The 12,699-nt window shown below is 72.1% G+C and carries 11 protein-coding genes; 8 read left to right on the top strand and 3 right to left on the bottom strand.

From position 1 onward, the window contains the following. Positions 1 to 308 precede the first annotated feature (308 nt). The 7 genes from ACFU5F_RS36405 (at position 309) to ACFU5F_RS36375 (ending at position 9,609) form a co-directional block, all read left to right on the top strand. The gene (locus tag ACFU5F_RS36405; RefSeq protein ID WP_383896991.1) at positions 309 to 1,151 is read left to right on the top strand and encodes a TrmH family RNA methyltransferase; all 843 of its coding nucleotides are present in this window, start codon (positions 309 to 311) and stop codon (positions 1,149 to 1,151) included. Positions 1,152 to 1,204: 53 nt separating this feature from the next. Then, positions 1,205 to 2,341: an ATP-binding protein gene (locus ACFU5F_RS36400; RefSeq protein WP_383896990.1), complete on the top strand. Its 1,137-nt coding sequence runs from the start codon at positions 1,205 to 1,207 to the stop codon at positions 2,339 to 2,341. 129 nt (positions 2,342 to 2,470) lie between these two features. After that, positions 2,471 to 3,592 (top strand): phenylalanine--tRNA ligase subunit alpha, encoded by a 1,122-nt coding sequence (pheS, locus tag ACFU5F_RS36395; protein ID WP_275459601.1) that lies wholly within the window; start codon positions 2,471 to 2,473, stop codon positions 3,590 to 3,592. After that, positions 3,592 to 6,114, top strand: coding sequence for a phenylalanine--tRNA ligase subunit beta (gene pheT / locus ACFU5F_RS36390; RefSeq protein WP_383896987.1), 2,523 nt, complete (start codon positions 3,592 to 3,594; stop codon positions 6,112 to 6,114). The genes pheS and pheT overlap by 1 nt, the downstream gene beginning before the upstream one ends. Positions 6,115 to 6,474: 360 nt before the next feature. Beyond that, the gene (locus ACFU5F_RS36385) at positions 6,475 to 7,413 is read left to right on the top strand and encodes a PP2C family protein-serine/threonine phosphatase (RefSeq protein WP_383896984.1); all 939 of its coding nucleotides are present in this window, start codon (positions 6,475 to 6,477) and stop codon (positions 7,411 to 7,413) included. Positions 7,414 to 7,624: 211 nt separating this feature from the next. Then, the gene (locus ACFU5F_RS36380) at positions 7,625 to 8,965 is read left to right on the top strand and encodes a transcriptional regulator (protein WP_383896982.1); all 1,341 of its coding nucleotides are present in this window, start codon (positions 7,625 to 7,627) and stop codon (positions 8,963 to 8,965) included. Positions 8,966 to 9,063: 98 nt separating this feature from the next. Further along, a complete protein-coding gene (locus ACFU5F_RS36375) occupies positions 9,064 to 9,609 on the top strand; it encodes an NUDIX domain-containing protein (RefSeq protein ID WP_383896979.1) in 546 nt (181 codons plus the stop codon). 25 nt (positions 9,610 to 9,634) lie between these two features. Here the strand turns inward: ACFU5F_RS36375 and ACFU5F_RS36370 are convergent, their stop codons facing one another. Continuing rightward, positions 9,635 to 9,892, bottom strand: a complete 258-nt coding sequence (locus ACFU5F_RS36370; RefSeq protein ID WP_045557154.1) for a hypothetical protein — start codon at positions 9,890 to 9,892, stop codon at positions 9,635 to 9,637. Positions 9,893 to 10,084: 192 nt separating this feature from the next. Next, positions 10,085 to 10,960 carry a 3-hydroxybutyryl-CoA dehydrogenase gene (locus ACFU5F_RS36365; RefSeq protein WP_383896976.1) on the bottom strand — a complete coding sequence of 292 codons (876 nt, stop codon included), beginning with the start codon at positions 10,958 to 10,960 and terminating at the stop codon, positions 10,085 to 10,087. 193 nt (positions 10,961 to 11,153) lie between these two features. Here ACFU5F_RS36365 and ACFU5F_RS36360 point away from each other — a divergent pair, with 193 nt between their 5' ends. Further along, complete coding sequence (locus tag ACFU5F_RS36360; protein ID WP_383896973.1) at positions 11,154 to 12,395, top strand: glycoside hydrolase family 10 protein; 1,242 nt, start codon at positions 11,154 to 11,156, stop codon at positions 12,393 to 12,395. Between the two features lie 50 nt (positions 12,396 to 12,445). Here the strand turns inward: ACFU5F_RS36360 and ACFU5F_RS36355 are convergent, their stop codons facing one another. Next, entirely contained in the window at positions 12,446 to 12,643 is a 198-nt protein-coding gene (locus tag ACFU5F_RS36355; protein ID WP_383896971.1) for a DUF1918 domain-containing protein, read from the bottom strand. Between the last annotated feature and the right edge of the window lie 56 nt (positions 12,644 to 12,699).

The raw sequence follows: 12,699 nt of genomic DNA, 5'->3' as shown, positions 1-12,699 counted from the left end.
GGTGTTTTGTGGGTGCGTTGTCGGGTGCGGGTGGGTGGGGGCTGGTCGCGCAGTTCCCCGCGCCCCTGAAAAGCAGGGGCTGCGCCCCCTGCCTTTCAGCCCCGCCGCCGTTTGCTTTTCAGGCCCGCTGCCGGTCGCCTTTCAGCCCCGCGCGGTTGCCTTTCGGGCCGCCGAGGGCTGATCTTTGAGGCCCGCAGGGGCCTGGTCTTCAAGGGGCGCGGGGAACTGCGCGACCAGCCCCACCGGACCCGCAGTCGCCCACGACCGAACCCCCCGAGCTCTCCGAGCCAAGACCCAAAAGGTGACTCATGCCCGCCCCCGAGTTGATCTCCCCCCGCTCCGCCCGCGTCACCGCGGCCCGTCGGCTCGCGAAGCGGAACTTCCGGGGGAAGGACCGGCTGTTCCTGGCGGAGGGGCCGCAGGCCGTGCGGGAGGCCGCCGGGCACGGGGACACCCTGGTCGAGCTGTTCGCGACCGCCGAGGCCGCGGAGCGGTACGCCGACATCGTGGCGCGGGCCCGCGCGGCCGGCGCCCGCGTGCACCTCGCCGACGAGACGGTCGTCGCCGACATCTCCACCACCGTCACCCCGCAGGGCCTCGTCGGGGTCTGCCGGTTCCTCGACACCCCGTTCGCGCAGATCCTCGCGAGCCGCCCCAAGCTCGTCGCCGTCCTCGCCCACGTCCGCGACCCCGGCAACGCCGGCACCGTACTGCGCTGCGCCGATGCCGCGGGGGCGGAGGCGGTCGTGCTCACCGACGCGTCCGTGGACCTCTACAACCCCAAGGCCGTGCGCGCCTCCGTCGGGTCGCTGTTCCACCTGCCCGTCGCCGTCGGCGTGCCCGTCGAGGAGGCCGTGGCGGGGCTCAGGGACGCCGGGGTGCGGATCCTCGCCGCCGACGGCGCGGGCGACGACGACCTCGACGCGGAGCTCGACAAGGGGACGATGGGCGGACCCACGGCATGGGTGTTCGGCAACGAGGCGTGGGGGCTGCCCGAGGAGACCCGGGAGCTGGCCGACGCCGTCGTACGGGTGCCGATCCACGGAAACGCGGAAAGCCTGAACCTGGCGACCGCCGCCGCCGTATGTCTCTACGCGTCCGCCCGTGCACAGCGCGCCTTCGGAGGGTGCCGCACCGTCACGCCCAGCTAGTAGGGTGACGGGCTCGGGGGCCCACTGCACAACGCGAGAGGTGGGGTACGGGGATGAGGGTCGGCACGAGCGGCACACGGGAGGCACGGGACGTGCCCGCCCCGACGGCGGCCCGGCACGATGATCTCGCCGAGTTGGGCATCGACCCCGACGACCTCCCCGACGGACTGGTCGTGGCCGACGAGAACGGCCGCGTGATCTGTTTCAACGCCGCAGCCGCCCGGATCACCGCCACCCCCGCCGCCGACGCCCTCGGCCGCCCCCTCGAATGGGCCCTCCCCTTAGAAGACCTCGAAGGCCGCCGCTGGTGGCAGCTGACCGACCCGTACGGGGGGCTCGCCATCCGGGTCGGACAGCCCGAGCGGAACCTGTTGCTGCCCGGGGCACGCGAGATCCTCGTGTCGGCCCGCTACATCCGCAGCGAACCCACCGGACCCGTCCGCCGCGTCGTCGTCTCCCTGCGCGACACCGAGGCCCGGCGCCGCACCGAACGCAGCCACGCCGAACTCATCGCCACCGTGGCCCACGAACTGCGCTCACCCCTGACATCGGTCAAGGGATTCACCGCGACGCTGCTCGCCAAGTGGGAGCGGTTCACGGACGACCAGAAGAAACTGATGCTGGAGACCGTGGACGCCGACGCCAACCGGGTCACCCGGCTCATCGCCGAGCTGCTGGACATCTCACGGATCGACTCCGGGCGGCTCGAAGTGCGCAGGCAGCCCGTCGACATCGGCGCGGCCGTCGGACGGCACATCCAGGCCTACGTCGCCGCCGGGCAGCCCGCCGACCGGTTCCTGCTGCGGATCGGGCAGCCGCTCCCCGACCTGTGGGCCGACCCGGACAAGATCGACCAGGTGCTGAGCAACCTGCTGGAAAATGCAGTGCGGCACGGCGAGGGAACGGTCACGATTGAGGTCACGCCCACGGTGTCCCCCCGAGAGGGGGAGGACACCGGTACGTCGGTCACGGTGAGCGACGAGGGCAGCGGCATCCCGGAGGAGTCCATGAACCGCGTCTTCACCCGCTTCTGGCGGGGCAGCAAGCGCGGCGGCACCGGCCTCGGGCTGTACATCGTCAAGGGCATCGTCGAAGCCCACGGCGGCACCATCACCGTCGGCCGCGCCCCCCTCGGCGGCGCCGAGTTCCGATTTACGTTGCCCGTGAGCGCTCCGGCCTACCTCGCCTGAGCAGCCTGCGGGCGCATCCGTACACCTCCACCCCGTTAGACTCGGCCTTTGGCACCTTTGTGTCCTGCACACGGCCCTGAGCGCCGGTCACGGGGACCATCCGCCAGCCAATCGGAAGCACGGGAAGAGATGTCGGCACCGAATAAGTCGTACGACCCGGTAGAGGTCGAGGCCTTGAAACCGGAAGAGATCGAGCGCATGCGGGACGAGGCGCTCGCCGCCTTCGCCGCCGCGGACTCCCTCGAAGCGCTCCAGGAGGCCAAGGTCGCCCACACCGGCGGCACCTCCCCGCTGTCCCTCGCCAACCGCGAGATCGGCGCACTGCCCCCGCAGGCGAAGGCCGCCGCCGGAAAGCTGGTCGGTCAGGCGCGGGGCGCGGTGAACAAGGGACTCGCCGCCCGCCAGGTCGAGCTGGAGGCCGAGCGGGACGCCCGGGTACTGGTCGAGGAGGCGGTGGACGTCACCCTGCCGTACGACCGCGTACCGGCCGGCGCCCGCCACCCCCTCACCACCCTCTCGGAGCGCATCGAGGACGTCTTCGTGGCCATGGGCTACGAGGTCGCCGAGGGCCCCCAGGTCGAGGCCGAGTGGTTCAACTTCGACGCCCTCAACATCGGCCCGGACCACCCGGCCCGCGGCGAGGCCGACACCTTCTTCGTGCAGGGCCCCGAGGGCGGCACGGAGTCCGGCGTCGTGCTGCGCACGCACACCTCGCCCGTGCAGATCCGCTCGCTGCTCAGCCGTGAGCTGCCGGTCTACGTGATCTGCCCCGGTGTCGTCTACCGCACCGACGAGCTGGACGCCACGCACACCCCGGTCTTCCGCCAGGTCGAGCTGCTGGCCGTCGACGAGGGCCTGACCATGGCCGACCTCAAGGGCACGATGGACCACATGGTCCAGGCCCTGTTCGGCGAGGGCATGAAGACCCGGCTGCGGCCGAACTTCTTCCCGTTCACCGAGCCGTCCGCCGAGATGGACATGGTCTGCTACGTCTGCCGCGGCGAATCCGTCGGCAACCCCGACCGCCCCTGCCGCACCTGCTCCAGCGAGGGCTGGATCGAGCTGGGCGGCTGCGGCATGGTCAACCCCAAGGTCCTCACCGCCTGCGGTGTCGATCCCGAGAAGTACAGCGGATTCGCCTTCGGGTTCGGCATCGAACGGATGCTGATGTTCCGCCACAACGTCGAAGACATGCGAGACATGGTCGAGGGTGACGTCCGGTTCACCCGGCCCTTCGGGATGGAGATCTGATGCGCGTCCCGCTTTCGTGGCTGCGGGAGTACGTCGACCTGCCCGCCACCCAGACCGGCCGTGACGTCCAGGCCAAGCTCATCTCGGCCGGTCTGGAGGTCGAGACCGTCGAGCAGCTCGGTGACGGCCTCAAGGGCCCCCTCGTCGTCGGCCAGGTGCTGACCATCGAGGAACTGACGGAGTTCAAGAAGCCCATCCGCTTCTGCACCGTCGACGTCGGCACCGCCAACGGCACCGGTGAGCCCCAGGAGATCGTCTGCGGCGCCCGCAACTTCGCCGTCGGCGACAAGGTCGTGGTCGTCCTGCCCGGCGCCGAACTGCCCGGCGGCTTCGCCATCTCCGCCCGCAAGACCTACGGCCGCAACTCGCACGGCATGATCTGCTCCAGCGACGAGCTGGGCATGGGCGACGACGGCACCAAGGGCATCATCGTGCTGCCGCCGGAGACCGAGGTCGGCAAGGACGCGATCGAGCTGCTGGAACTCGTCGACGAGGTCCTCGACATCGCCGTCACCGCCAACCGCGGCGACTGCCTGTCGATCCGGGGCGTCGCCCGCGAGACCGCCATCGCCTACGGGCTGCCGCTGCGCGACCCGGCGCTCCTCGACGTCCCCGGCCCGAACGCGTTCGGCCACCCCGTCCAGGTCTCCGACCCGCTCGGCTGCGACCGCTTCACCGCCCGCACCGTCACCGGTCTCGACCCCGACGCGCGCTCCCCCATCTGGCTCAAGCGACGGCTGCAGAAGGTCGGCATGCGCCCGATCTCCCTCGCCGTCGACGTCACCAACTACGTGATGATGGAGCTGGGCCAGCCGCTGCACGCCTACGACCGCTCCCTCGTCCAGGGCACCATCGGCGTGCGCCGGGCCGAGGAGGGCGAGAAGATCGTCACCCTCGACGGCGTCACGCGGAAGCTGCACGCCGAGGACCTGGTGATCACCGACGAGCGCGGCCCCATCGGCCTCGCCGGAGTCATGGGCGGCGCCGACACCGAGATCGCGGACCACGACGCTGCCGAGAACGGAGGGAACGCCTCCACCGACGTCGTCATCGAGGCCGCCCACTTCGACCAGGTCGCCATCGCGCGGACCGCCCGCCGGCACAAGCTGTCGTCGGAGGCGTCCCGCCGCTTCGAGCGCGGCGTCGACCCGCTGGCCGCGGCCGCCGCCGCCCAGCGCACCGTCGACCTGCTCGTGCTCCTCGCGGGCGGCACCGCCGACGCGGGCGTCACCGCGGTGATCGCCCCCTCCGCGCCGCACACCATCACCGTCCCGGCGGACCACCCGGACAAGGTCGCGGGCGTCCACTACGGTCGCGAGACCGTCGTACGCCGCCTTCAGGAGGTCGGCTGCGACGTCTACGGGACGGACGACCTGATCGTCACCGTGCCGTCCTGGCGGCCCGACCTCGCCGAGGTCAACGACCTCGCCGAGGAGGTCATCCGCCTGGAGGGCTACGAGAACCTGCCCTCCACCCTGCCCAAGCCGCCCTCGGGCCGCGGCCTGACCCACCGGCAGCGGCTGCACCGCCGGGTCGGCCGCGCGCTGGCCGGCGCCGGATACGTCGAGGCGCCGAACTACCCGTTCATCGGCGAACAGGTCTTCGACCAGCTCGGTCTGGACGCGGACGACCCGGCCCGCCGTGTCGTCAGGCTGACCAACCCGCTCAACGACGAGGAGCCCGCGCTCCGTACGTCGCTGCTGCCGGGCCTGCTCGGCGCGCTGCGGCGCAACGACGGCCGGGGCACGCACGACCTCGCCCTGTTCGAGACCGGGCTGGTCTTCCTCCCCCGCGAGGAGCAGCGCGTCGCCGTCGCGCCGCCGGTCGACCGCCGGCCAACCGACGAGGAGATCGCGGCACTGAACGCCGCGCTGCCCGAGCAGCCGCGCCATGTCGCCGTGGTCGTCGCCGGGGCCCGTGAGCAGGCCGGCTGGTGGGGCCGGGGCCGTCCGGCCGACTGGGCCGACACCGTCGAGGCGGGCCGTGCCGTCGCTCGCGAGGCCGGCGCCGAGCTGATCGTCCGCAAGGGCCAGTACGGCCCCTGGCACCCGGGCCGGTGCGCCGAGCTCGTGATCGTCGCGGACGGCACCGAGCGGGTCGTCGGGCACGCCGGTGAGCTGCACCCCCGTTTGCTCAAGGCGCTCGGGCTGCCGGCCCGTACCGCCGCGATGGAGCTCGACCTGGACGCCGTGGAGCGGGTGGGGGACAGCACCCCGCAGGCGCCGGGCATCTCCTCGTTCCCGGTGGCCACGCAGGACGTCGCGCTCGTGGTCGACGCGTTCGTGCCGCACGCCGACGTGGAGGCCGCGCTGCGCGAGGGGGCGGGCGAGCTGCTGGAGGGCATCCGGCTGTTCGACGTCTACGAGAACGCGGAGCAACTCGGTGACGGGCGAAAGTCGCTGGCGTACGCGCTGCGGTTCCGTGCCGCGGACCGGACGCTGACCGTGGACGAGGCCTCGGCGGCCCGGGACGCGGCGGTCGCCCTCGCGGGCGAGCGCACGGGCGCGGTGCTGCGGAGCTAGGCGAGTCAGGAGGGCGGGGGACTGGGCTTCGTCGGGCGGCCGCGGGTGGTTCGTGGCTGGTCGGGGCAGTTCCCCGTCCCCTGGACGGTGGCTTCGCCGCCGGTCCAGGGGCGCCCGGGGTCAGTCACCTCACTCGTTCGAGTGAGAATCCCGAGCGGACTCCCCTGACGGCGCGGGTGATGGACAGAATCGGACCGGCCCCGCTGGGGCCTACGCGCTGTCCGGGCCTGATGGGGGGCCAACGGCATGATTCGAGTCAGGGCTGGCCTTCCTCGGGGGACACGGTTCCGAGGACGCGGGCTGTTCGGTCGGCGGTCCGCCCGTGTCGGGGCGCGGACCGCCGGTGGTGCCGTGTGCCTCATGGCCGGCACCGGGCTGCTGCTGCACGCCAGGCGGGCGATGCTGCGGGAGGCACGGCAGGCCCGTGAGGCCGCGGACGCCGTGCGGAGCGCGCTGCTGAGGCCGCTGCCCGCGCGGATCGACGGACTGGCCACCGCCGCCGCGCTGCTCTCCGCCGACCGGGGCGCGAGGGCCGGCGGCGACCTGTACGAGGTGATCTCCACCGAGCACGGCGTACGGGTGGTGATCGGCGACGTGCGCGGGCACGGCATCGCCGCCGTCGGGACCGTCGCCGCCGTGCTGGCCGGCTTCCGCGAGGCCGCCCATGACGAGGCCGAGCTCGCCGGGGTCCTCGCCCGCCTCGACCGTTCCCTCGCCCGGCATCTGCGCGACCGTGACCGCGCCCGTGCCGGGAACATCGAGGACGCCGAGGACGCCGAGGACTTCGTGACCGTCCTCCTCCTGGAGATCGCCCCCGACGGTGCCCTGCACGCCCTGAACTGCGGGCATCCCTGGCCGTACCTGCTCGGCGTGGGCCGGGCGACACCGGTCGCCCGCGCCGACCCCATGCCCCCGCTCGGGCTCTTTCCACTGCCCGCCGAACTCCCGGTCACCGCCTGCGGCCGACTCCTCCCGGGCGAGACCCTGTTCCTGCACACGGACGGCGTGGAGGACGCCAGGGACAGCCAGGGCCGCTTCTTCCCCCTGGCGGCCGCGCTGAGGGAAGCCGTACGCGGCCGGCCCATTTCCCCCCGAACCGTCCTGCGGGCCGTGTTCTGGCAACTCCTGCGCCACACGGGAGGACGGCCCAAGGACGACATCGCGATACTGCTCCTGCGCAACGAACGCCCGATGATCCGCAGGGCCGCGGGCCCGCACGGATCCGCGGCTCCGCCGCGGGGCGCGATCAGCCACGACGCATCCGAGGTCGACAACCCACCGGTCGCCCCCACTCCGTAGTCGCCCGCGACCCGCACGGCCGGGGCCACCGCACTGTACGAGGGGGAGCCGGCGGCCCGGCCGGCCTCTTGCGAGGCATGTCAGTCAACCGGTCCGGCACTCTCCGCGACAGCGCGCGCACCGTCCGAATCCGGGCGTTCCCTTCACACCCCGTGTGAAAGCGGAGGCGCTACGCTGCGATGCGCCGGCACCGAGCCACCGGAGGGCCTCCATGCAGCCCAACACCCTGCTCGACGCGATCCTCGACGAGGCCGGCATCTCCCACGCCGGTCTCGCCGCCCACGTCAACCAGGCGGGGCGGGCCCGGGGGCTCGCCCTGCGCTACGAACACACCGCCGTGGCCCGGTGGTTGAAGGGGCAGCGACCGCGCGGCCAGGTGCCCGACCTGATCTGCGAGGTTCTCGCCGGACGGCTGCGCCGGACGGTCACCCTCGACGACATCGGGCTCGGCGTGCCCGGTGAGCCGGTCGCCCCGCACGGTGCCGGGCTCTCCGGTTTCGTGGAGCGCGCCACCGCGCTGTGGCGCTCCGACGAGCAGCAGCGCCCGCACGTTCTCGGTGCCCCCGCCGTCACCGGCACGCCGGCCGTGATGCCGGTCTGGGAGTGGGAGAACCCGCCGGAGGACGTCGACGTGTCCCGGGGCGGGCACCATCAGGTGAGCATGGCCGACATCGAGATGATGCGGGCGGCCCGTGCGCACTACGAGCAGATGTACCGCAAGGCCGGCGGTGTCGCCACGCGCACCCGGATCGTCGGGTTCCTCAACGCGGAGGCCGCGCCGCTGCTGCGGGGCAGCTACACCGATGCCACCGGACGCCAGTTGCACCGGGCCACCGGGGGGCTGGTGGCCATCGCCGGGATCTGCGCGTACGATTCCGACGCCCACGGGCTGGCCCAGCGGTACTTCCACCAGGCGCTGCGGCTGGCGAAGGCCAGCGGGGACCGGGGGCTGGGCGCCTATGTGATCGCGCTCCTCGTCAACCAGTCGCTGTTCATGCGGGAGCACCGGCAGGCCGTCGCCTTCGCCGAGGCGGCGCTGCGCACCGCCGGCCGGCACATCACTCCCGCCCTCTCCTCCGACCTCTACGCGATGCAGGCGAAGGCGTACGCACACCTGGGCGACGGTACGAGTGCCCTGTCCTGCATCCGGCGGGCCGAGCAGGCCGCCGAGCACATCCGGCGCGGGCATGAACCCGATGAGACCGGCTATGTCCAGCCCGGCCTGGTGAACGTACAGGTGGCGGAGGCGCTGCTCAGTCTCGGCGATCTGTCGGCCGCGGCGGAGCACGCGGCGGCGGCCGTCGGCAGCCCGGCGCACGACCGGGGGCGGGTGCACCGGCTCGCGATGCTCAGCCAGATCGAGCTGCGACAGGGCAACGCGGACAAGGCGGTGGCCACCGCCGTGGAAATGGCCGAGCGAGCACGGGGAATGGAGTCCATGCGCCTGCGCGACAGACTGCGGGCGGTGCGCGAGCACCTCGTGCGCAGCGGCTGCGCGGGGACCTCCGAGGCCGCCGAACTCATCGACGGAGCACTGCGCGTACCGATCTGACGCTGTGCCCGGGGCGCGGCCGTGCACCGGCTGTGCGCCTGCTGTCAGCGAGCTCCTGCTGCGATATTGCCACTTACTCGGCGGAAGGTGGCAGAACCATGCAGTGGGCGAAACAGAGCGAACAAACTGTGTATTCGAACCGCTGGTTCAGCGTCAATCTCGCAGATGTCGCGTTGCCGGACGGGCGACGCCTCGATCACTTCCTGATACGGCTGCGGCCCGTGGCCGTGGCCACCGTGATCAACGAGGCCAACGAGGTGCTGCTGCTGTGGCGGCACCGCTTCATCACCGACAGCTGGGGGTGGGAGCTCGCGGCGGGCGTCGTCGAGGACGGCGAGGCCGTCGCCGAGGCAGCCGCCCGTGAACTGGAGGAGGAGACAGGATGGCGGCCGGGACCCCTGCGCCACCTGATGAGCGTGGAGCCGTCCAACGGGCTCACCGACGCCCGGCACCACATCTACTGGGCCGACGAGGGCGCGTACGTCGGTCATCCGGTGGACGACTTCGAGTCGGACCGCAGGGAATGGGTTCCCCTCAAGCTCGTGCCCGACATGGTCGCCCGCGGCGAGGTCCCGGCCGCCAACATGGCGGCCGCCCTGCTCCTGCTGCACCACCTGCGTCTCGGGCAGGACGCCAGGCCCTGAGCCCCGGGCGTCCCGCCCTCCGGACCTAGCGGCCCAGCGCCTGCCAGATGGACACCACCAGGGCGCCCAGGGCCGTGAGGGCCGCCACCGCGGGCAGGGGCCAGCGGGCGTGCTCCAGGGTGACGACCCGGGTGTTCAGGTCGTCCAGTTCCTTGGCGCTCTGTTCGGCGCGGTGGCTCAGCAGGGTCAGCCCTCCTTCGACGCGTGTGTGCGCCACATCCAGGCGGCGGCGTAACTCTGCGAGTTCGCCGTGGTGCACGGGATGCTCGGGGTCGATGGCCACGAGTCGGCTCCTCTCTGTAGTCGTCCCATCCCTTGCATGCGCACGTGAAGTCAACTCGCCTGGTGGACGAGTGGGGAGAGTGTGCGAACGGCATATGCGTGTCCGCCGCGCACACGGTGTGTGAATGCGACGGGCCCGGCACCTTTCCAGGTGCCGGGCCCGTGGGGCACGAGACGGGCTGACCGTCCGTAGTCAGGCGTACGAGTAGAAGCCGGAGCCCGACTTCCGGCCGAGCCGTCCCGCGTCCACCATGCGCTGGAGCAGCGGGGGAGCGGCGTACAGCGGCTCCTTGTACTCCTCGTACATGCTGTTGGCGATGGAGACGATGGTGTCCAGGCCGATCAGGTCGGAGAGCTTCAGCGGCCCCATCGGATGCGCGCAGCCCAGCTCCATGCCGTTGTCGATGTCCTCGCGGCCCGCGATGCCCGACTCGAACATCCGGATCGCGGAGAGCAGGTACGGCACGAGCAGCGCGTTGACGACGAAGCCCGAGCGGTCCTGGGCGCGCACGGCGTGCTTGCCGAGCACCTTCTCCGCGAACAGCTGCGCCCGGCTGAGCGTGCCCTCGGAGGTGGTGAGGGCCGGGATCAGCTCGACGAGCTGCTGCACCGGGGCCGGGTTGAAGAAGTGGATGCCGATGACGTGGTCGGGCCGCGAGGTGGCGACCGCGAGCTTCACCAGTGGGATCGAGGAGGTGTTGGAGGCGAGGATCGCGTCCGGGCGGGTCACCACCTGATCGAGCACCTGGAAGATCTGGGTCTTCACCTGCTCGTTCTCCACCACCGCCTCGATGACGAGGTCACGGTCGGCGAACTCGCCGAGGTCGGTGGTGAAGCCGAGGCGCGCCTGCGTCGCGTCCCGCTCCGCCTCGGTGATCTTGCCTCGCTCCGCCGCCTTGGACAGGGAGTTGAACAGCCGGGTACGGCCGATCTCCAGAGCTTCGCCGCTGGTCTCGGCGACCTTCACGTCCAGTCCGGCGCGGGCGCACACCTCGGCGATGCCCGCTCCCATCTGGCCGCAGCCCACGACTCCGACTCGTGCGAGATCTCCCGTCGGGAAGTCCGTCACATCGTCCCTTTCACTGGTCCACGTGCCTGGCAGATACCCCTGGTTCGGTCCTGCGCCAAACCCGCACGTTACCCGTGACGTCTACTGATCAGTATTCCGGGTGCCCGTGGAAGGCTGGCCGGGACCGGTCCGCGACGCCGCGGACACGCGGGAAGCGGGACGCGGAGGTACGGCGATGCATCGGAAGCCACGCATGTCACGACGGACGTTCTGGGCGACCGCGGCGGCGACACTGGTGGCGGCCGGCGGTGCGGCCGCCGGTACCGCCATCGCCGGCGGGGAGCCCCGCCCCCACCACAGGGCGGCCGAGGGCGAGATGCGCGGCATGTGGCTGGCCAGCGTGCTCAACCGGGACTGGCCCTCCGCACCCGGACTGCCCGCCCGCGAACAGCGTGCCGAACTCCTCACCCACCTCGACACCGCCGTGGCCCGCCGCCTCAACGCGGTGATCTTCCAGGTCCGTCCCACCGCCGACGCGCTCTGGCCCTCCCCGCACGAGCCCTGGTCCCAGTACCTCACCGGTACCCAGGGCAAAAACCCCGGCTGGGACCCCCTCGGCACGGCGGTCGAGGAGGCCCACGCCCGGGGCCTGGCACTGCACGCCTGGTTCAACCCGTACCGGATCGCCGTCCACCCCGACCCGAGCCGTCTCGTCGCCTCGCACCCGGCCCGGAGGAACCCCGGCTGGGTCGTCCCCTACGGCGGCAAGCTCTACTACAACCCCGGCCTGCCCGCCGTCCGTGCCTTCGTGCGCGAGGCCATGCTCGACGCCCTGCGGAAGTACCCGGTCGACGCCGTGCACTTCGACGACTACTTCTATCCGTACCCGGTGGCCGGCCAGGTCTTCGGCGACGACGCGGCGTACGACCGGTACGGCGGGAGCTTCCCCAACCGCGCCGCCTGGCGGCGCGACAACATCGACCGGCTGGTCCGGGAGACCGCCGCGGAGATCAAGGTGATCCGCCCCGGCACCCAGTTCGGGATCAGCCCCTTCGGGGTGTGGCGCAACGCCGAGACCGACGAGCGGGGCTCGGACACGCGGGCCGGCGTGCAGACGTACGACGATCTGTACGCGGACACCCGGACCTGGGTCCGGGAGAACTGGATCGACTACATCGTTCCGCAGCTGTACTGGAACATCGGCTTCGCCGCCGCCGACTACGCCGCGCTGCTGCCCTGGTGGGCGGAGACCGCCCGGGGCAGCGGGACGCGACTGTACATCGGGGAGGCCCTGTACAAGGCGGGCGACCCGGCGCAGCCCGCGGCCTGGCAGGACGCGGGCGAACTCTCCCGCCACCTCACCCTCGCCAAGGAGCACACAGAGGTGCGGGGGCACATGTTCTTCTCCGCCAAGGAGGTCGAAGAAGACAAGATCGGGGCCATGGCACGCGTGGTCGCCGACCACTACCGGCGGCCGGCGGAACCACCGCGCTGACGGGGCCGGGGGCTCCGGCCGGAAGAACGGGTGAGGCGGGCGTGGACCCGTTACCTCGGGTCCCCGGGGTGTCGGACGACCGTGTCCGGGCCCGGGGACATCAGTGCCTCGTGCCCGTCGTCCTCGAACCGGACCCGGTAGGGCGGGTTACCGTCCTGGCCTAGCACTTCCAGGACCTGCGCGGTCCGGTCGTGGTGCCCGACGGTCCTGCCGTGCACCAGCAGGGTGTCGCCTACGGCTGCCTGCATCGGGGGCCTCCTCGTCTCGCACGGGTGTGGCGTTCCGTGACCGCGGTCCGGTGCGG

The sequence above is a fragment of the Streptomyces sp. NPDC057438 genome (assembly GCF_042802995.1).
Lineage (GTDB): Bacteria > Actinomycetota > Actinomycetes > Streptomycetales > Streptomycetaceae > Streptomyces.
This window is presented reverse-complemented; position numbering and strand designations above follow the sequence as displayed.